The following is a 19,909-nucleotide window of genomic DNA, read 5'->3' as shown; positions in this document are numbered from 1 at the left end:
GGCAGGGCAGTAGAGGATGATCGAAGTATCACGGTTCTGGCGCGACCCTGCCTTGCCGTTCGTCGAAGCCCGACGGGTAGGGGACGGGCGCAAGGTGTGCTACGCCGCGCACTCTCACGAGAGTTTCTCCATCGGGGTGATCACGGGGGGACGTAGCACTTACATCAACAGTGACCAGTGCGTTGAGGTTGGGGCGGGTACCACGGTGTTGATGAACCCGGGTGTGGTGCATACCTGCAACCCTGTTGCCGGGGAACCCTGGTCTTACCTGATGCTGTTCGTCGATCAGCCTTGGTTGCAGGCAGTGGGTTTTACCCTGCCCACGCAGACCTGGAGCCGCTCGCCTGTGTTGTATCGGCGGCTGTTGCAGGCCTTTGCCGACCTGTTCGATGCCAGGCTGCCTGATCGCGAAGCCCGCCTGGCGGCCCTGTTTCACGAGTTGCCGGGCATGCTTGGTGGTAATGCCAGCGAGGGTGGCGAGGGCAACCCACGGCTGGATGCAGCGGCAGCGTTCATACGCGCCCATCGCAGTGACCCGCTCAGCCTCGAGGACATCTGCGGGGCTTGCGGCCTGTCTCGGTCCTACCTGATTCGTGCCTTTCGCCAACGCTTCGGCCTGACGCCGCATGGCTACCTGCTAGACCAGCGCGTGCAACTGGCCCGGGCGCAGTTGCGCCAGGGCCGCTCAATTGCTGAAGTTGCACAGGAGGCCGGGTTCGCTGATCAGGCACACCTGCAGCGGGCATTCAAACAGCACCTGGCGGCGACACCGGGGCATTACAGAAATGCCGTCGCTAGCCTGGGCGCTCCTGCAGGAGCCGTGCAAGCCTTAAAAAATCAGGTAAACCGCGCTGACGACCAGTAACACGGCCAGGCTCCGATTAAGCATGCGCAGGTGACGTGGGTTGTCCAGGTACTGGCGAATCACGCTGCCGGCCCAGGCCCAGCAGGCCACCGAGATGAAACAGATCGGCCCGTAGATCCAGGTAAACAGCCACAGCAAGTGCTGTTCACCGCCGGTGTAGGCACCCACCCCGGCAACGGCTGCCAACCAGGCTTTGGGGTTCAGCCACTGCATCGCTGCGCCGTGCCAGGCTGAAGGGGCTTGGGTAGGCTGTGCGTTGTTCAGGTTACCGTCGTCACTGGCCAGCTTCCACGCCATGTACAGCAGAAACGCTACACCGCCCCAGTGCAACATCAGGCCCAGCAAGGGCCAGCGCAACAGCAGTTGATGCAGGCCCAGCCCGACCAGCACCAGCAACAGGCAGAACCCCAGCGTGGCGCCGGCCACATGGGCAACGCTGGCGCGCAGGCCATGGCGGGCACCGCTGCCAAGGGCGACGATGTTGACCGGGCCGGGGGAGATCGAGGCCGCAAGGGCGAAGGCGGCCATGGACAGGTATAGGCTCATGAGGAAGATCCGCGTGGTTGGGGAGGCGTTATCCTCGCGTGGCCGGCGTTCTGATGTATTGAACAAAAGTACCTGCGCACGACTCGCGCCTGCAGGGCTAATGGCGATGCAGGGTTGTTACAGGTTTTGTAATAGTTTTGCGCTACTACAGAAACCTGCTGTGCTTGTAGCATCGTTCTCCCAATTTGTTATCAAGGTCTATATGAGCACCTTCGCGGAGCCCCCCAGTCTTCGGCCTTTCTGGCCATCCTTCTCCCGTCCTTGTGACGTGCCCCTCGTGAGTACCCGCTAATGGAATGGCTAGCCGACCCCACGGCCTGGTTAGGCCTGTTGACGCTTATCGTCCTCGAGCTGGTGCTGGGTATCGACAACCTGGTGTTCATCGCCATCCTCGCCGACAAGTTGCCGCCCCATCAGCGCGACCGCGCGCGGGTCATTGGCCTGAGCCTGGCGCTCATCATGCGCCTGGGCCTGTTGGCCAGCATTTCGTGGATGGTCACCCTGACCGCACCGCTGTTCGAAGTGTTCGGCAAGAGCTTCTCTGGCCGTGACCTGATCATGCTGTTCGGTGGTGTGTTCCTGCTGTTCAAGGCCACCATGGAGCTGCATGAACGCCTGGAAGGTCACGTGACCCAGGCCAGCGGCACGCTGCGCCATGCCGCGTTCTGGCCGATCGTTGCCCAGATCGTGGTACTGGACGCGGTATTCTCGCTGGATGCCGTGATCACGGCGGTCGGCATGGTCGATGAGTTGTCCGTGATGATGATCGCGGTGATCTTCTCGATCGGTATCATGATCGTTGCCAGCAAGCCGCTGACCCGCTTCGTCAACGCCCACCCCACGGTGATCATGCTGTGCCTGGGCTTCCTGATGATGATCGGTTTCAGCCTCACCGCCGAAGGCCTGGGCTTCCATATCCCTAAAGGCTACCTGTACGCGGCCATCGGCTTCTCGATCCTGATCGAGCTGTTCAACCAGCTGGCCCGTGCCCGCCGCAAGCGCAGCCTGCAACAGCACAGGCCGTTGCGCGAACGTACTGCCCATGCCGTGCTGCGCCTGCTGGGCGGCCGCCGGGTCGAGGCTGACGAGGTCGGCGAGGAGATTGCCGACCTGGTCGAGGGTGGCGGGGAAGAGGTGCTGTTCGACCGCCGTGAGCGTGTCATGATCAGCGGGGTGCTGAACCTGGCCGAGCGGCCGATTCGTACGGTGATGACTGCCCGTGCCGAGGTTGATGTGATTGACCTGGCGCAACCGGCCGACGCCATTGCCCAGGCCCTGGCCAATTCGCCGTACTCGCGCCTGCCGCTGATCCGCGATGGTCGCGTGGACGAGCCCTTGGGCTTTGTGCACAAGAAGGAACTGCTGAAGGAACTGCTCTCGGGCAGCCAGCCCGACCTGGAAAGCATGGCCCGGGCGCCGTTGAACCTGCTGGAGAGCTTCAGCATCCTCAATGCCCTGGAGCAAATGCGCGGTCAGTCGACCCATATTGCCTTCGTGGTCAACGAGTTCGGTGACTTCACCGGGCTGTTGACCATGACCGACATCCTTGAGTCGATTGCCGGTGAGTTGCCGGATGCCAGTGAGGTTGAAGGCCCGGGCATCGTTCAGGAGGGGGAAGGCTTCGTGGTCAGCGGCGCGCTGAACCTCAGCCAGGTGCAGGCGCGTACTGGCTTCAGCGCCCGTGCTACCGAGGATTACCAGACCCTTGCGGGCCTGGTGATGAGCTTGCTCGACCGCCTGCCGATGGTCGGTGACCGGCTAGCCTGGAATGGCTGGATGCTGACCGTGGAGGCGGTTGAAGAGCGACGGGTACGCCAGGTTCGGCTTACACCGAACGGCGACGCTGACGTAGCAGGTGCTTGAAGCCCTCAAGCACCAGCACCAGTACTGCGGCCCAGATTGGCAGGTAGGTCAGCCACTGATCCGGGCCGATGGTTTCGCCCAGCAGCAACGCCACGCCTACCAGCAGCACGGGTTCGACGTAGCTGAGCAGGCCGAACAGGCTGAATGGCAGCATGCGGCTGGCCAGCACGTAGGCGATAAGCGCCGAAGCGCTGATCGCGCCAAGGATCGGTACCAACACGTACAGCCCGGGGTGTGCTTGCAGGTCAGCGCTGGACAGTGGGCTCTGGATCACGAAGTACAGCGCCCACGGCAGCAGCAGGCACATGTCGCACCACAGGCCGCCCAGGTGGTCGGTGCGGCAGCGTCGGCGCAGCACGAAGTAGACCGGGTAGCCGATCGTTACCAGCAGGGTTTCCCAGGCAAAACTGCCATTTTGGTACAGCTCGTGGCCCACGCCCAGTGCGGCGCAGGCCACGGCTACCGTCTGCAGGCGTGACAGCCGCTCGCCATATACCAGCCGCCCGGTCAGGACCATGGCCAGTGGCAGCAGGAAGTAACCCATCGACACTTCCAGGCTGCGCCCATGCAGGGGCGCCCAGAGAAACAGCCACAGTTGCACCCCCATCAGCCAGGAAGTGCCGACCATGCCGAGCAACAGCACCGGTGTGCGCTTTACCCGGCCCATCAGTTCGCCCACCCGCTTCCAGTCTTTCGAGACAAGCATGAACAAGGTGAGGCAGGGCAGTGTCAGCAGGGTGCGCCAGCCAAAGATTTCTTCGCCATCGAGTGGCTTGAGCAGGGAGGTATAGAAGTACATCACAGCGAACAGGCAGGACGCCATGACCGATGAAACAATGCCTTTTGACACGAATGCCTCGAATACGGGAATTGAGCGGGTTGATCAGCCGCGCATGATCTCAGGGGGCGCATCTTGCGGCAACTGCGTTGCGCCCGGGCGAGTGGCCAGGGCTTCGAGGAACTGGGCGGCCGGCATGGGTCTGGCGAACAGGTAACCCTGCTGGAAGTCCACCCCGTGCGCGGCCAGGTAGTCGCGCTGCATGGCGGTTTCCACACCCTCGGCGACGATGCCCAGGTCCAGCTTTCCCGACAGTTCGATGATGGTCTCGAGAATGTGTACTGACAGCGCATCGGCGCCGATCATGGCAACAAAGCTCTGGTCGATCTTCAGGTAGTCGACCTTGAATTGCCGCAGATAGTTGAGGCTCGACTGGCCGGTGCCGAAGTCGTCGAGGGCAATCATCACGCCCATGGCATGCAGCTTTTCGAACAACTCAAGGGTGACCGGCGTAGGCTCGATCAGCTTGCGCTCTGTCAGCTCCAGGGTCAGCACCACCCGGCCGGGCGGAAAGTGCTGCAGGAATGTGCGGCAGTCATCCAGCAGGCTGAGGTCGCGGCAGTGGTCAGCGGTGATGTTGACACCAATATGGAAGCCGTCTTCCAACAGCCCGGCATAGGGCGCCAGGCTTTGCGCGGTATGTGTCAGCAGCGCGCGGGTCATGGCGACAATCTGCCCGCTGTGTTCGGCATAGGGGATGAACAGGTCGGGGCGAACCAGGCCCTCTCGCGGGTGGTGCCAGCGCATCAGCACTTCCGCGCCAGCCCAGCGGTAATCGCCCTTGCGCACCACCGGCTGAAAATACGGCAGGAATTCATCGGCCTGCAGGGCACGCTCCAGTTCGGCACGCGGAGAGGTGGCGCGGCGAATCTGCCAGCGGCACACCAGCGCCGCCAAGGCACCCAGTACCAGCAGCAGACTGAGCAGGCCAGGGTAGTGGCTGCGTAACAGTTGGCCTTGCTTGTCGGCACTGTAGCCGCCCTGCACGCTGAAAGGGTAGCGGGTTGAGCCAATCAGCACGTTGGCACTGGGGGCCGCAGGGGATACGCCTTTGTGGACCACCCCGTCCTTGCCCATCCAGGCGTCGCCCACGCGGATCTGCAGTTCTTCATCGGGGCCGATCAGGCGCAGTGCAGTCAGCAGGTGGTCGCCATCCACCGTGGTGATTGCACCGTGGTCGCCGTCGCTGGCACGGTAGACCAGCAGCGGGTGGCCCGGCGTAACCGAGTTGCCGTCCATCAGCCATAACTTGCCGTCGACGTAATCGCCAGGATTGACCGGTTCTTCGAACTCGCCGAACAGCGAAGTGCAATAAAGGTTGTTGTGCCTGAACAGGTTGGTCGAGCGCACGAAGGCATTGCGGGTAACCTGGGCCCGTAGCATAAGCTTGACCTGCTCGCATGGGCTGTCAGTCAGTGGAAGCAGCGAATTGGCGGCACGGGACAGGTCGTCGAGAATGTGTTCGACGTGCTCCAGTGCCTGGCGGGTGGTGGCCTGGCTGCTGGCCTGCATTTCGCGCTCGACCTGCCAGTTCATCACGGCCAGGCCGCACATGACCGGCAGCACGCCGACGACCCAGGGCAAGAGCGTGCGCCAGCTGAGTGCGGCGCGGCGTTTGACGGTAAGGGGCATGCTGATCTGACTATCATGAAGTAAAACGAGAGGATAGCCGTTTGTCGCCGCGTACGAGCAACTAAAACGCGACAAACCATTTTACGCAATGTAGAATCGATTTACGAATACAACAATAAGGTCCTTCACTTCCGAAGGATCAAGCCCGCCGAGAATGGGTCCATATGACATACCATGGGTTCAAGCTGATCATAGGTGATTACCTCGCCCGTAGTGTGCGGGGCATTCCGTGCTCACCGCCGTTCCTGTTCCACATCCCACGCAATCAATAATTTTCGCTGCAGATGAGAACACGAACATGGCTGATATCTTTGAAAATCCAATGGGCCTGATGGGCTTCGAATTCATCGAACTGGCTTCGCCGACCCCAGGCGTACTTGAGCCTGTATTCCAGATACTGGGCTTCACCAAAGTGGCCACCCACCGTTCCAAGGATGTGCACCTGTATCGCCAGGGTGGCATCAACCTGATCCTGAACAATGAACCCAAAAGCATCGCTTCGTACTTCGCCGCTGAACACGGCCCGTCGGTATGTGGCATGGCTTTTCGCGTGCGCAATGCCCATGAGGCTTATGCCCGCGCCCTGGAACTGGGCGCTCAGCCGGTAGAAATCGAAACCGGCCCGATGGAATTGCGCCTGCCGGCGATCAAGGGTATCGGGGGGGCACCGCTCTATCTGATCGACCGCTTCGAGGAAGGCAGCTCTATCTACGACATCGACTTCAACTTCATCGAAGGCGTGGATCGCAACCCGGTGGGTGCTGGCCTGAAAATCATCGACCACCTCACCCATAACGTCTACCGCGGGCGCATGGCCTACTGGGCCGGGTTCTACGAGAAACTGTTCAACTTCCGTGAAATCCGCTACTTCGACATCAAGGGCGAATACACCGGCCTGACCTCCAAGGCCATGACTGCGCCTGATGGCATGATCCGCATCCCGCTCAACGAAGAGTCGTCCAAGGGCGCAGGGCAGATCGAAGAGTTCCTGATGCAGTTCAACGGTGAAGGTATCCAGCACGTAGCCTTCCTGACCGATGACCTGCTCAAGACCTGGGATGCCCTGAAGGGGCTGGGCATGCGCTTCATGACCCCGCCACCGCAAACCTACTACGAAATGCTCGAAGAGCGCCTGCCTGGCCATGGTGAGCCGGTCGACCAACTGCAAGCGCGTGGCATCCTGCTCGATGGTGCGTCGCAGCCCGAAGACAAGCGCCTGCTGCTGCAGATTTTCTCGGAAACCCTGCTTGGCCCGGTCTTTTTCGAGTTCATCCAGCGCAAAGGTGACGATGGCTTCGGTGAGGGCAACTTCAAGGCGCTGTTCGAATCCATCGAACGTGACCAGGTACGCCGTGGCGTGCTGAGCACAGACTGATCGCCCCTGGAGTACCGTCGTCGTCATGTTCGTTCGGCGGCGGTACCCCGCCTGTTGGCACGTGCCCTGAACAGGGCCAGGTAGACGATCGAGCCGGTCACGATCCCCACCAGCATCAGTGAGGGGACGATCTGCAGCACCGACTGGCGGATTTCCTGAGCGGTGAAACCCGCTGGGTAGCCACCTTTGACCGTGTATCCATACTTGGCCGACATGGCGCTTGTAAAGAATTCGGACTGTGAAGGGCGTTCAAGGCCGCGGCTATCACCATTGCTCCATATGTAGCGGTCGCCAAACTCGACCAGCAGTGTCAGCCCATCCTGAAAGCCATCCAGTTCGTTGCGAATCTGCATGGCATAGGCTGTCACGATCACGCCATTGTTCTTGCCCTTCTGGTGAAAGTCGACCAGCAGCTTCTGGCGCGTGTCAGGAGGGCCGTAGGACAGTGCGACCCGCTGGCCGGACGACGCGAATGATGAATAATGCTCCAGCGAACCTGAAGCCGTGCTGCAGTAGGGTTGATTGTCTTTGAGCAAGGTCAGCGACCTGACCATGGAGCGGATGGCAACCTGGTCCTGCAAGGCGCTTTTGACGTTATCGCAAGATTCCCCTGCAAATGGCAGGGTGCGCAGGGCCGTCTCGTGCATTCTGTCCAGCGCATTGTCGACGCTGAAAACCGCCTCCTGAACGGAAATGCTGGCGTTTTCCGCAAGTTTCGCTTCCAGCTGGAAAGCCATCACCAGCAAACCGGAAACCACAGGCACCAGCGCCACTGCAATGAGCAGCAGCAGCTCCACCATGCTGCGCCCCGCGTGCATGATTTTCGACATAGGCTAATAGTTCTCCGCTCTGAAACTGTCCGTGGTGAACAGTTGAGCCCTGAGCCTATGTATTTGCTGACCGGGCTGCTGTAGTCCGGCTGCAGTTGAAGCGGTAGGAAAGCGAGCGCCTTGATGTAGCTAACTGCCCTTGAGCTTTTTCAGCACTGCCTCGGCCAGCAAGGCGGTGGAAGCGGGGTTCTGCCCGGTGATCAGCCTGTCATCGTCGACCACGTACGGCTTCCACGGCTCATCATGTTTGCTGTACTCACCGCCGCGCGCCCCAAGTTCGTTCTCCGTCAGGAACGGCACTACGTCGTCCAGTTCGGCCAGTTTTTCCTCTATGTTGGAAAAGCCGGTCACCTTGCGGTCTTTGAGCAGCAGGCAGTTGTTACTCAGCTTGATGTTCAGCAGGCCGACTACGCCGTGACAGACTGCTGCGACAATGCCACCTTTTTCATAGATTTTGCGTGCCAGTTCCTGCAGAGCCTGGCTTTCTGCGAAGTCATACATCACCCCATGCCCACCGGTGTAATAGATGACGCTGTATTCGTTGGCCTTCACCTGCCCTGGGGCCAAGGTACTGCCCAGGCGCGTCATGAAGCGCTTGTCGTCATACCACTGCCAGTCCAGGTCAGGGGCCATCTGCAGGCTTTTCGGGTCGACGGGAACGTAACCGCCCTGTGGGCTGACATAATCGACCGTGTAGCCGGCCTTTTCGACTTTCTCGACAAAGTGAACGGCTTCACCCAGCCACAACCCGGTCGCCCGTTTGAGGGTTGGATACTTCGCTGTATTGGTCAACACCACCAGAATTTTCTTGCTCATGACCCTGCTCCCGTCGCCAACCTGAATGGGCCGGTGCTCCCTGGCCCGAGGGAAAACCTAAATAGCATAGCTGCCACCAGCAACTCCGCCATGGTGTGCCGGACGTGCTGTGCTAACTTGAATCCATCCACGGGCGAGCGTGCCAGGCTTGGCGGCGCTGTGGTCAACCCTGAGCATTGCTGGAGTCACGATATTGGTCGCTAACGGTAAGCCACGCGAGCCCGCGCCGCAGGTCATCCTGCAGTCGCCTGTTTTGCCATCGATCGAGCCGATGGGGGAGCGGATAGCCCAGTTCGACTGGTGGCGTACCTCGCTTGGGCCATTGTCGCGCTGGCCTGCTTCGTTGCGCATTGCCGTGGACATGATGCATTTGTCACCTTTCCCATGTGCGGTGGTCTGGGGGCCGGACCTGTGTGTGGTGCATAACGATGGCTACCGGGCGTTGCGGGCATTACCGGATGCGCTGGGCATGGCGTTCGATACCCTGTGGAGTGATATCTGGCCTGCAGTGGGCCCCTGGGTGTTCAAGGCACTGGAAGGCCACTCGAATTTTGTCGAGGACCCACCCCTGCGTATCGTCCGCAGTGAAGGCGCCGAACCACTATGGTGCGCATTCGGTTATGCCCCCCTGCACGATGAACTCGGTAACGTGGCGGGGTTTCTGCATACGGTGATCGAGACCACGGCCAGCGTCGAGGCCCACCGCCATTGGCGTGAGCAGGTGCAGAGCTTTGAACGCCAGGTTGAGCAGCATGTGGCCGAGCGAGAGCAGTTCTGGTTGCTGTCGCGCGAAGCGATGATGATGCTCACCCCAGAATTGAAACTGCATGCCGCCAACCCTGCCTGGTACCGCATTCTGGGCTGGACACAAGAGCAGGTGCAGACGATGTCGGTGATGGAACTGGTGCACCCGACAGAGCGTACCGAAGTACGATTGGCAGTGTCCGGGCTGTTCCAATGCAGCCACGCGGAGCAGCTGGAGATCCGCCTGCGACACCGCGATGGTCACTACCACTGGTTTCGCTGGAGTGCGAGGTTTGACGGCAGCCTGCTGACGGCGGTTGGCCGGGACATCACCGCAGACCGTGAAGAGGCGGCGCGTCAGGCAGAGGCGCTGATGCACAACAGTGAGCGTATGGAGGTGGTTGGCCAGTTGGCGGGCGGCATGGGCCATGAAATGAACAACTTGCTGTCCGGTATCGGTGGCAGCCTCGAACTGCTGCAGCGGCGCCTGCAGGAGGGGCGGCTGGAGCGTGTGGAGGCCTACGTGGACGTTGCGCGCGACTCGGTGCAGCGTGCCATGGACCTGACCCATCGGTTGATCGCATTTTCCCGCCATCAGCCATTGGCCCCTCGGCCACTGGACTTCAATCGGCAGTTACGTCTGAGCGAACCCCTGTTGCTGCGGGCGCTGGGGGCAGAGATGCGCTTGCACTGGCAACTGGACGTTGCACCTTGGGCAGTGAGCCTGGACGTACCCCAGCTAGAGAATGCCTTGATCCACTTGTGTGCCAATGCGCGTGAAGCGTGCCTGGAACAGGGCAATGTCACCATCAGCAGCGTCAACGAACGGCTGACCGCGTTCTTCCCGGATGAAGGTGGCTTGCCGCCGGGCGACTATGTGGCCTTGCATGTCGAGGATGATGGCCATGGCATGGCCGCGGCGGATATCGCCAGGGCTTTCGAACCGTTTTACACAACCAAACCTCTCGGGCGTGGGGCCGGGCTTGGCCTGTCGATGGTGTATGGCTTCGTCCGTCAGTCGGGGGGGTATGCCTGGATCGAGTCGACGCCGGAGCAGGGCACCAGGGTTTCCATGCTTTTCCCGAGGAGCCATGAGCCGGTTCCGGATGAGCCCGCGCCGGTACCGCTTTCGCAGCGCATGGCACGGGGTGAGCGCCTGCTGCTGGTGGATGACGAGCTTGATCTGCGCGCGGTCATGCGCGAATACCTGACTGAGCGTGGGTTTGACGTCACGGATGTGGGCGATGCCAATAGCGCACTGGAGCGCTTTCGCCATGGCGGCCCTTTCGATCTGGTCATCACCGATATCGGTTTGCCGGGTGGGTTCAGTGGCCGGCAAGTGGCCAAGGCCATGCGCATGCAGCTTGCACAGCAGAAAATTCTGTTCATCACCGGTTATGCGGATCAGTCCATTGAAGCGCAATTGCTCGATCAGCCGGGCACGGCATTGTTGAACAAGCCGTTTTCGCTGGCGCATCTTGCCGATGAAGCGCTACGCCTGCTTGACGTGTAGGGCGCTTCAAGGCTTGCCTAGAATGTGTGTCACTCGAGCCTGCAACTGCTGCAACTCGAACGGCTTGCAGATCAGGTGCATGTCAGCGCCCAGGAAGCCTTCGCGGGCCATGGCCGTTTCCGCGTAACCGGTGATGAACAGCACCGGTAATCGTGGGCGCAGGCTGCGGGCAATTTCTGCCAGTTGCCGGCCGTTCATGCCGGGCAAGCCCACATCGGTGATGAGCAAATCCACCGGTTGTGCCGAGCGCAGCACCTTCAGTCCCTCGTTGGCGTCGGCTGCGCTTTGGCAGGGGAAGCCGTTTTCGTCCAGCGCCTGGCAAAGCAGTTGGCGCACATGGGGATCGTCCTCGACAACCAGCACGTGTCGGCTGTAGCCGTCTTGCCTGGCCGGCACAGGCTTGCTGGATGGCCGGGCCTGGTCGACATGGCGTGGCAAATACAGCTCCACCTGGGTTCCCTGGCCAATCTCGCTGCTGAGGGTGATATGCCCATGGGACTGCTTGCTGAAGCCGTACACCATCGACAACCCCAGGCCAATGCCCTGGCCGGTCGCCTTGGTGCTGAAGAAGGGTTCGAAGGCGTGCTCCAGCGTGCTTTGCGCCATGCCTTGGCCGCTGTCGGTGATTCGCAGGCGCACATAGTCGCCAGTGCGCAAAGCGCCGTCAGCAGCTTGCTCGGTGGCGATGTGATGATTGTTCGCCTCGATGCATAGCAGGCCACCGTTGGGCATGGCCTCGCGGGCATTGAGCAGCAGGTTGTCGAGGGCCTCCTGCAACTGCTGGTCATCCGCCTCCACGGGCCACAGGTCTTTGGCCGCGTGCACTTGCAGGGTTATCGACGGGCTCAGGCGAGCGCCCAGGCGTTCCGCCTTGAGCAAGGTATGCAGGTCTATACGTTGGCTGTGCAGCGATTGACGGGAAGAGAAGGCAAGCAAGCGGTGGGTCAGGCGGGCGGCGCGTGAAACGGCCTCGCGGCCCATGCACAGAACGCCATCCAGGCCGTCGCTGCGGCCTTGGCGCAGGCGCCGCTGGATAAGTTCGAAGCTGCCGCTGATGCTGGTGAGCAGGTTGTTGAAGTCATGGGCGACGCCGCCGGCCAGTTGGCCAATGGCCTCCATCTTGCGTGCCTGGCAGCGGGTGAACTCACTGCGGTCCTGCTCTTCGTCCGGGGTTGAAGGCCGGCTGTCCAGGCGCTGCTGCATGCCATGGAGCTGGTCACGTGTCACGTACTGTCGCCGCCGGTTGCGCAGCGCGGACTGGGTCATGTGCAGCAACTGGGCATTTTGGTAGGGCGCAACCAGCCAGAGCAGATTGCCCACTGGATGGTGATTCACGCCAGCGGCCGACCAGGCGCCCTGGGTCAGCAGCACGATGGGCAAATCCGACCAGCTGGGTTGCTGGTCGATGAATGCCTGCAGCAAGGCGCTTGGGCCTTGGCTGAACACCTGCTCGGCAATGATCGCCAACCCTGCGCCCTCGGTCAGACGCGCCTGCAGGTTGGCCAGGTCGACCGCGCAGAGGCTGTTGATGCCGGCGGAAGTCAGCAGACGTGAGGTATCCGCCGCCAGTTGTGGCGGTGCGAGGATCAAGGCACGTTCATCCAGCGCCAACGAACTGGCCAAAACGACTCTCCTTTAGGGTGGCCTGATACCCACTGGACCCTGGCACAGGCTCAGGGTTCAACTAAGTTCAGGTACTGCCTACAGGCCCTGTTGCAGCACAGGGTCGTCCGGGTTCTGACGCTCCAGCTCGGCGAGCGATACTTGCACGTTCTGCAACTGGCCGGACTCTTTCCAGTACTGAATCAGCAGCACCCGTGCCCGGCGATTGGCTGGCTGCCGATTGAGCACGGTTTCCAGTTGCTTCTGGGCGGCGTCGAGCTGGTCCAGCTCATGCAGGGTGACCGCCAGGGTATAGCGGTAATCGGCGTTGTCCGGGTCCAGTTCGACGGCGCGGGACAGGGCCAGCAAGGCATACTCGGGCTGTTCGTGGCGCTTCAGCCAAAGCCCTAGCTCATACTGCAGAAAGGCCGAGTCGGGGCTCAGCGCCAGGGCTTTGCCCAGCACCTGGCGGGAGGCGTCGTGGTGGCCCTGGCGCTCGAGCAGGCGTACCTGAGTCGCCAGGGCATTGAGGTTGCCGGGGGCAATCGCGAGCGCACGCTGCAGGGCCGCAGCGGCGTGCGTGTAGTCGTTTTCGTGCAGGTACAGGCGCGCCAGGTGCACTTGGGCGTCGGCATCTTCAGGCTGTTGCTCCAGGGCTTGCTGGTATTGCTCCAAGGCTGACTGCAGGGGGCCGAAATAGAGGCCGATGGCGTCGGGATCGAGGCCCAACAGGGCATCCACGGCGGCAAAACGCACGCTTTGCTCACTGTCGTCCAGCAGCGGGCCGAGTACCAGGCTGCGCTGTGCTGGCGGTAACAGGCGGCGGATACTGGCAATGGCCGCTCGACGCACCAGCGGCTCGGCATGTTCCAGGTCCTGGCGGGCCAGTTTCAATGCCTGCGGCGAGGGGTAGTTGGGCAACTCGGCGTACAGCGCCGCACGGCGGATCGCAGGTAGGTCGTTACGCTGCAATTGCTGGTACAGCACCCGTGCGGCGCCGGGCTGACCGTCGTGGGCCTGGCGCAGCGCCTTGGCGTAGCTGTGTGCTGGCAAGGTCGGCGGGGTTGGCGGGGCGTCGCGCCACAGGTAGCCGAACAGGGCCGATACCAGAATCGACAACAGCAGGGCGATCAGGTAGCGGTTGCGTCTGGGCATCGGACGATCCGTGGCGGCGGGAAGGGCAGAGCTTGGGCCAGCCGGGGGGTAAATGCAACCGAACCGGGCACGCCGTTGGCCAGGCGCCAGGCCTGCGGTGGCATTCCATGCACTGCGTATTGGGGTGAATACGATGGCAAACATAAAAAAACCCCGCGGGCCATGGCCTGCGGGGCAAACGGTTGGGGGAGGAGCCAACCAAAGGAGTCGTTGAGGCAGTGGAATCAGTGCGCGCTGGCCACCGTCTCCGGTTGCCAGCCGCCACCCAGGGCCTTGTAGATCGAGACGATGCCGCGATAAAGGTCGACTTCACCCTGAGCTTGTGCATCTTCAGCACTTAGCCGCTCACGTTCGGCATCGAGCAGTACCAGGTAGTCCACGGTACCCTCGCGATAACGAATCGAGGCCAGTTCTGCAGCCTTGCGGCTGGCGTCGCTCTGGCGCATAAGCGACAGCAGACGCTGCTGGGTCTTGTCGTAATCGCTGAAGGCGTTGGCCGACTCTTCCAGCGCCAGCAGCACCTGCTGTTCGTAGTTGGCCAGTGCACCTTCGGCATCGGCCTTGGCGCCGCGCAGGCGGGCCCGCACGCTGCCCAGGTCGAAGGCCGCCCAGGTGATGCTCGGGCCCAGCGCCCAGGCGTTGGCTGCCGACGAGCCGATCTGCGAGCCGCGGGCGGCGGTAAAGCCGAGGAAGCCACTGAGGCTGACGCGGGGGAACAGGTCGGCGGTGGCCACGCCAACGTTGGCGGTGGCGGCCGCCAGCTGGCGCTCGGCGCTGCGGATGTCCGGGCGGCGGCGCAGCAGCTCACCCGGGTCACCGACCGGCAGCGCCTTGGCGATGGCCGGCAGGGCCTTGGGCGACAGGTCTACGCTGAGCGCGTCAGGGCGCTGGCCGAGCAGGGTGGCGATGCGATGCCGCGCCCGTGCCTGTTCGGCTTGCAGTTGTGGCACGGTGGCTTCGACCCCGGCCAGGCGCGCATCGGCACGCACCACGTCGAGGTCATTGCCCACGCCCGCATCGCGCAGGGTTTCGGTGATGGTGCGCGATTCCTGCTGGGTCTTCAGGTTGGCCAGGGCGATCTTCTCGCGCAACTGGGCACCGCGCAGTTGCCCGTAGGCATCGACCAGTTCGGCGATCAGGCTGACCTGCAACTGTTGCAGGTCGGCGGCGGCCACCGCTTCCTGGGCTTCGCTGGCTTCGATCTGGCGCTGGATGCGGCCGAACAGGTCAAGTTCCCAGGCCATGTCCAGGCCCAGGTCGTAGCGCTCGCTGTTCACCCGCTGCGTGGTCTGGCCGGGGATCTGGCCTTTGCCGAGATCGCTGCTGGCACGGCTGGTGACCACCGGGAACGGGTCGTTTTCGGCATCTTCGCGGATCGAACGGGCCGATTTCAGGCGGGCGAAGGCCACGCGCAAGTCACGGTTGCCGTCCAGCGAAGCCTGCACCAGCTGGTTCAGCACCGGGTCGTCGAACTGCTTCCACCACAGGCTCTCGAAGCGGCTACGGTCGTAGGCCTTGGCCTGCACATCGCTGCCCAATTGTGCAGGTTCGGTGGCTGGCGCCTGGTAGTCCGGGCCTACCGCACAGGCCGCCAGGGCCAGTGCCAGCAGGCTTGGGGTCAAGGGTTTGAGCAGGTTCATGCGTGGTTCTCCAGCACTTGAGCGTGTTCAGCCTTGCGGGCCTGGCGACGCTCGACGAAACGGCGGATCAGGAAGAAGAACACCGGGGTCAGGAACAGGCCGAACACGGTCACGCCGATCATCCCGGAGAACACCGCCACACCCATGGCATGGCGCATTTCCGAACCTGCGCCGGAGCTGAACACCAGGGGCACCACACCCATGATGAAGGCGATCGAGGTCATCAGGATCGGCCGCAGACGCAGGCGGCAGGCTTCCAGCACCGCAGCCAGCGGGTCGAGGCCCTTGGCCTGTTCGTCCTTGGCGAACTCGACGATCAGGATCGCGTTCTTGCACGCCAGGCCCACCAGTACGATCAGGCCGATCTGGGTGAAGATGTTGTTGTCGCCACCCGATACGATCACACCGGTGATGGCCGACAGCAGGGTCATCGGCACGATCAGGATCACCGCCAGCGGCAGGCTCCAGCTTTCGTACTGGGCGGCCAGCACCAGGAACGCCAGCAGTACGCACAGCGGGAACACCAGCAATGCGGTATTGCCCGAGAGGATCTGCTGGTAGGTCAGGTCGGTCCACTCGAAGGTCATGCCGTTGGGCAGTTCCTCTTTCAGCAGCTTCTCGATTGCAGCTTCCGCCTGACCAGAGCTGTAGCCCGGGGCGGCAGCGCCGTTGATCTCGGCAGTGATGAAGCCGTTGTAGTGCATGACCCGGTCCGGCCCGGAGGTGTCGCTGACCTTGAGGAAGGTCGCCAACGGGATCATCTCGCCAAGGTTGTTGCGCACCTTCAGTTGGCCGATCTGCTCGGCATCAAGGCGGAACTGCTGTTCGGCCTGGACGTTGACCTGGTAAGTGCGGCCAAAGCGGTTGAAATCGTTGGTGTACAGCGAGCCCAGGTAAACCTGCAGGGTGTCGAAGATGTCGGTGATCGCCACACCGTGGGTCTTGGCCTTTTCCCGGTCGATGGCGGCATCGACTTGTGGCACGTTGACCTGGTAGCTGGTGAACAGGCCTGCCAGCTCCGGGACGTTGTGGCTCTTGGCGATGATGTTCTGGGTTTCCTTGTACAGCGCTTCGTAACCCAGGTTGCCACGGTCTTCGATTTGCAGACGGAACCCGCCAATCGTGCCCAGGCCCTGTACCGGCGGCGGTGGGAAGATGGCGATGTAGGCGTCCTGGATGTCGGCGAACTGGGCATTCAGCGCGGCTGCGATGGCTGCCGCCGACTGGCTCGGGTCCTTGCGCTCATCGAACGGCTTGAGCGGGGTGAACACGATGCCGCTGTTGGGGCTGTTGGTGAAACCGTTGATCGACAGGCCCGGGAAGGCTACCGAGTCGGCCACGCCAGGCTGCTTCAGGGCGATTTCGCTCATGCGCTTGATCACCGCTTCGGTACGGTCGAGGCTGGCCGCGTCCGGCAGTTGGGCGAAGGCCACCAGGTACTGCTTGTCCTGGGCCGGCACGAAACCGGTCGGCGTGGACGAGAAGCCGAGGTAGGTCAGGCCCATCAGGCCGGCATACACGAACAGGGCGATGCCGCTGGAGCGGATGACGCGGCGCACGCCACCGACGTAGCTGTGGCTGGCCCGGTCGAAGAACCGGTTGAAAGGGGAGAACAGCCAGCTGCCCAGCAGTTTGTCGAGGAACCGCGAGAAACGGTCCTTGGGTGCGTGATGGTCCTTGAGTAGCACCGCGGCCAAGGCTGGCGACAGGGTCAGCGAGTTGAACGCCGAAATGACGGTCGAGATGGCGATGGTCAGGGCGAACTGTTTGTAGAACTGCCCGGTCAGGCCGGAAATGAACGCTGCAGGTACGAACACCGCGCACAGCACCAGGGCGGTGGCGATGATCGGCCCGGTCACTTCGCTCATGGCCTTTTGCGTGGCTTCCAGCGGTTTCAGGCCCAGCCCGATGTTACGTTCGACGTTCTCCACCACGACGATGGCATCGTCCACCACGATACCGATGGCGAGCACCAGCCCGAACAACGACAGCGCGTTGAGTGAAAAGCCGAACAGGTGCATGACCGCGAAGGTACCGATCAGCGAGACCGGCACAGCCAGCAGCGGGATGATCGAGGCGCGCCAGGTCTGCAGGAACAGGATCACCACCAGCACCACCAGCACCAGGGCTTCGAACAGGGTGTGCACCACCGCTTCGATGGAGCCGCGCACGAAGATGGTCGGGTCATAGACGATGCTGTAGTCCATCCCTTCCGGGAAGTCCTTTTTCAGCTCGGCCATTTTCGCCCGCACTTCGTCGGAGATCTCGATGGCGTTGGAGCCTGGGCGCTGGAAAATCGGGATGGCCACCGCCGGCTGGTTGTTCAGCAGCGAGCGCAGGGCGTACTGGCTGGAGCCGAGTTCGACCCGGGCGATGTCTTTCAGGCGGGTGATCTCGCCATCGGCACCGGCGCGGATGATGATGTTTTCGAACTCTTCCTCGTTGACCAGACGGCCCTGGGTATTGATCGACAGCTGGAAGCTGGTCGAGCCTGGGGCAGGTGGCGCGCCCAGCTGGCCAGCGGCTACCTGGCGGTTCTGCTCGCGGATTGCCGCGACCACATCACTGGCCGTCAGGTTGCGCGAAGCGGTCTTGTTCGGGTCCAGCCAGACGCGCAGCGAGTAGTCGCCCATGCCAAACAGCTGCACGTCGCCTACGCCGCCCAGGCGCGCCAGTTCATCCTTGATGTTGAGGATGGCGTAGTTGGACAGGTAGAGCATGTCGTAGCGGTTGTCCGGCGAGGTCAGGTGCACGACCATGGTCAGGTCAGGCGAGGCCTTGTCGACGGTGATACCGATACGGGTCACTTCCTCGGGCAGCTTGGGCTGGGTACGGGTCACGCGGTTCTGCACCTGCACCTGGGCGTTGTCCAGGTCGGTACCCAGGGCGAAGGTGATGGTCAGCGTCAGCTTGCCGTCTGCAGTGGACTGGGAGGACATGTACAGCATGTTCTCCACACCGGTAATGGCCTGCTCCAGCGGCGCGGCAACGGTTTCGCCGATGACCTTGGGGTTGGCGCCGGGGAAGTTGGCGCGCACCACCACGGTGGGCGGCACCACTTCGGGGTATTCGCTGATCGGCAGCTGGAACAGCGAGATCGAACCCGCGATCAGCAGCACCAGCGACAGCACCGCGGCGAAGATCGGCCGGGTAATGAAGAATTTCGAGAAGTTCATCGGTAGGGTCCCTTAACCGCGTGGCGCCTGGGCGCTGGCGACTTTCACGTTGTTGCCCGCCACCTTCGGCGCCGGGTTGCTGGCCTCCAGGGCCTGGCGCTGCTGGGCGAGGGCGGCGAGGGTTTGTTCGCTGGCCATCTGTGTTTCTTCCGGGGTTACCGGCGAACCAGGGCGCACGCGCTGCAGGCCCTTGACCACGATGCGGTCGTCCTTGCCCAGGCCGCTGCGCACGATGCGCAAGCCTTCCAGCTTCGGCCCCAGTTCCACGGCGCGGTAGGTGGCCTTGTTGTCCTTGTCCATGACCAGCACAAACTTCTTGCCAAGGTCAGTACCCACGGCTTCGTCGTTGATCAGCATGGCGTCGTACTGGGCGCTGCCGACCAGCTTCAGGCGCGCATACAGGCCCGGGGTGAACTGGCCGTCGCTGTTGTCGAATACCGCGCGGCCGCGGATGGTGCCGGTGCGCGGGTTGACCTGGTTGTCGACGAAGTTCATCTGGCCCAGGTGCGGGTTGCCGCTTTCGTTGGTCAGGCCCAGGTATACCGGAGTGCTCTGGCTACGCTGGCCTTCACGGGCCAGCTGGGTGTACTTGAGGTACACGCGCTCGTCGGCGTCGAAGTAGGCGTAGACCTTGTCGGTGGACACCACACTGGTCAGCGGGGTGACATCGGCGGTGACGATGTTGCCGGCGGTGAACTCGGCGCGGCTGACACGGCCGCTGATGGGCGCGGTGACGCGGGTGAAGCTGAGGTTCAGGCGTGCCAGGTCGAGCTGGGCCTGGATCGCATCGACGCCGGCACGGGCTTCGGCGGCGGCACTGCTGCGCGATTCGGCCAGTTCGGCGGAGATGGCGTTGCTATCACGCAGGCGCTCGCCACGGCGGGCTTCGTTGGCGCTGCGGATGGCGGTGGCCTTGGCCTGTTGCAGTTGGGCTTCGAGGCGGCGGACTTCAGCCTGGAACGGGCGCGGGTCGATTTGGAACAGCAGGTCGCCTTTTTTGACCTGGGCGCCTTCGGTGAAGGCGACCTGGTCGATCTGGCCGGAGACCCGCGGGCGCACTTCGACGGTTTCCGGGGCTTCGAGGCGGCCGGTGAACTCGTCCCATTCGGTGATCGGTTGTTCGATCACCTTGGCCACACTTACCTTGGGCGCGGCGGGAGCCTGCACGGCGTCGGGGGTTCGACCGCAAGCGCTGATCACCACCACTGCCAGGGCAGCGAGGGGGAAGCGCAAAGGTTTGAGTGATTGTTCCATGGAGAACTCCGCCAAAGTATTAGTAGTGGGCGGAGTGTGAGTGTGTTGCGCGCGAGGCAC

14 protein-coding genes are annotated in these 19,909 nt (G+C 62.5%); 4 read left to right on the top strand and 10 right to left on the bottom strand.

Annotated features, from left to right (window positions below; translation table 11 throughout):
- The first annotated feature begins 16 nt into the window (after positions 1-16).
- Complete coding sequence (locus tag N5D53_RS13955) at positions 17-865, top strand: AraC family transcriptional regulator (RefSeq protein WP_190869192.1); 849 nt, start codon at positions 17-19, stop codon at positions 863-865.
- Here the strand turns inward: N5D53_RS13955 and N5D53_RS13950 are convergent.
- Complete coding sequence (locus N5D53_RS13950; RefSeq protein WP_190869193.1) at positions 830-1,411, bottom strand: LysE family translocator; 582 nt, start codon at positions 1,409-1,411, stop codon at positions 830-832. The two genes, N5D53_RS13955 and N5D53_RS13950, sit on opposite strands and share 36 nt — an antisense overlap.
- Positions 1,412-1,702: 291 nt before the next feature.
- On the opposite strand from N5D53_RS13950, the gene N5D53_RS13945 reads away from it, so the two are divergent.
- A complete protein-coding gene (locus N5D53_RS13945) occupies positions 1,703-3,274 on the top strand; it encodes a TerC family protein (RefSeq protein WP_064493275.1) in 1,572 nt (523 codons plus the stop codon).
- Here the strand turns inward: N5D53_RS13945 and rarD are convergent.
- Both rarD and N5D53_RS13935 read right to left on the bottom strand, forming a co-directional pair.
- On the bottom strand, positions 3,237-4,124 hold the full coding sequence (gene rarD, locus N5D53_RS13940; protein WP_003253870.1) for an EamA family transporter RarD: 888 nt from the start codon (positions 4,122-4,124) through the stop codon (positions 3,237-3,239). The genes N5D53_RS13945 and rarD overlap by 38 nt on opposite strands.
- A 33-nt stretch (positions 4,125-4,157) precedes the next feature.
- Positions 4,158-5,744, bottom strand: coding sequence for an EAL domain-containing protein (locus tag N5D53_RS13935; RefSeq protein WP_104961565.1), 1,587 nt, complete (start codon positions 5,742-5,744; stop codon positions 4,158-4,160).
- A gap of 298 nt (positions 5,745-6,042) precedes the next feature.
- Between N5D53_RS13935 and hppD the strand changes: the two genes are divergently transcribed.
- On the top strand, positions 6,043-7,119 hold the full coding sequence (gene hppD, locus N5D53_RS13930) for a 4-hydroxyphenylpyruvate dioxygenase (protein WP_104961566.1): 1,077 nt from the start codon (positions 6,043-6,045) through the stop codon (positions 7,117-7,119).
- Positions 7,120-7,142: 23 nt separating this feature from the next.
- Here hppD and N5D53_RS13925 read toward each other — a convergent pair whose 3' ends face one another.
- Entirely contained in the window at positions 7,143-7,949 is an 807-nt protein-coding gene (locus tag N5D53_RS13925; protein ID WP_104961567.1) for a CSS-motif domain-containing protein, read from the bottom strand.
- A gap of 129 nt (positions 7,950-8,078) precedes the next feature.
- Positions 8,079-8,765, bottom strand: coding sequence for a type 1 glutamine amidotransferase domain-containing protein (locus N5D53_RS13920; protein ID WP_104961568.1), 687 nt, complete (start codon positions 8,763-8,765; stop codon positions 8,079-8,081).
- Between the two features lie 193 nt (positions 8,766-8,958).
- Between N5D53_RS13920 and N5D53_RS13915 the strand changes: the two genes are divergently transcribed.
- Positions 8,959-11,022 carry an ATP-binding protein gene (locus tag N5D53_RS13915; RefSeq protein ID WP_266024978.1) on the top strand — a complete coding sequence of 688 codons (2,064 nt, stop codon included), beginning with the start codon at positions 8,959-8,961 and terminating at the stop codon, positions 11,020-11,022.
- 6 nt (positions 11,023-11,028) lie between these two features.
- Here N5D53_RS13915 and N5D53_RS13910 read toward each other — a convergent pair whose 3' ends face one another.
- The 5 genes from N5D53_RS13910 to mexE all read right to left on the bottom strand — a co-directional run bounded on the left by N5D53_RS13910 (position 11,029) and on the right by mexE (position 19,849).
- Positions 11,029-12,645, bottom strand: coding sequence for a response regulator (locus N5D53_RS13910; protein WP_190869194.1), 1,617 nt, complete (start codon positions 12,643-12,645; stop codon positions 11,029-11,031).
- Positions 12,646-12,723: 78 nt separating this feature from the next.
- Positions 12,724-13,779, bottom strand: coding sequence for a HEAT repeat domain-containing protein (locus N5D53_RS13905; RefSeq protein WP_129932221.1), 1,056 nt, complete (start codon positions 13,777-13,779; stop codon positions 12,724-12,726).
- A 224-nt stretch (positions 13,780-14,003) separates the two neighbouring features.
- Positions 14,004-15,419: a TolC family protein gene (locus N5D53_RS13900; protein WP_104961572.1), complete on the bottom strand. Its 1,416-nt coding sequence runs from the start codon at positions 15,417-15,419 to the stop codon at positions 14,004-14,006.
- Positions 15,416-18,595 (bottom strand): efflux RND transporter permease subunit, encoded by a 3,180-nt coding sequence (locus N5D53_RS13895; RefSeq protein ID WP_003253849.1) that lies wholly within the window; start codon positions 18,593-18,595, stop codon positions 15,416-15,418. The genes N5D53_RS13900 and N5D53_RS13895 overlap by 4 nt, the downstream gene beginning before the upstream one ends.
- Before the next feature lie 12 nt (positions 18,596-18,607).
- Positions 18,608-19,849, bottom strand: a complete 1,242-nt coding sequence (mexE, locus tag N5D53_RS13890; RefSeq protein ID WP_104961573.1) for a multidrug efflux RND transporter periplasmic adaptor subunit MexE — start codon at positions 19,847-19,849, stop codon at positions 18,608-18,610.
- Positions 19,850-19,909 lie beyond the last annotated feature (60 nt).

It is taken from the genome of Pseudomonas sp. GD03862 (assembly GCF_029840855.1).
GTDB lineage: Bacteria > Pseudomonadota > Gammaproteobacteria > Pseudomonadales > Pseudomonadaceae > Aquipseudomonas > Aquipseudomonas alloputida.
The sequence above is the reverse complement of the archived record's forward strand: the minus strand, read 5'-3'. Positions and strand labels throughout refer to the sequence as shown.

Coding starts and splice junctions, on each gene's coding strand:
- N5D53_RS13950 (WP_190869193.1), bottom strand. CDS start 1,411: ATGAGCCTATACCTGTCCATGGCCGCCTTCGCCCTTGCGGCCTCGATC.
- N5D53_RS13895 (WP_003253849.1), bottom strand. CDS start 18,595: ATGAACTTCTCGAAATTCTTCATTACCCGGCCGATCTTCGCCGCGGTG.
- mexE (WP_104961573.1), bottom strand. CDS start 19,849: ATGGAACAATCACTCAAACCTTTGCGCTTCCCCCTCGCTGCCCTGGCA.
- hppD (WP_104961566.1), top strand. CDS start 6,043: ATGGCTGATATCTTTGAAAATCCAATGGGCCTGATGGGCTTCGAATTC.
- N5D53_RS13920 (WP_104961568.1), bottom strand. CDS start 8,765: ATGAGCAAGAAAATTCTGGTGGTGTTGACCAATACAGCGAAGTATCCA.
- N5D53_RS13945 (WP_064493275.1), top strand. CDS start 1,703: ATGGAATGGCTAGCCGACCCCACGGCCTGGTTAGGCCTGTTGACGCTT.
- N5D53_RS13935 (WP_104961565.1), bottom strand. CDS start 5,744: ATGCCCCTTACCGTCAAACGCCGCGCCGCACTCAGCTGGCGCACGCTC.
- N5D53_RS13900 (WP_104961572.1), bottom strand. CDS start 15,419: ATGAACCTGCTCAAACCCTTGACCCCAAGCCTGCTGGCACTGGCCCTG.
- N5D53_RS13955 (WP_190869192.1), top strand. CDS start 17: ATGATCGAAGTATCACGGTTCTGGCGCGACCCTGCCTTGCCGTTCGTC.
- N5D53_RS13905 (WP_129932221.1), bottom strand. CDS start 13,779: ATGCCCAGACGCAACCGCTACCTGATCGCCCTGCTGTTGTCGATTCTG.
- N5D53_RS13925 (WP_104961567.1), bottom strand. CDS start 7,949: ATGTCGAAAATCATGCACGCGGGGCGCAGCATGGTGGAGCTGCTGCTG.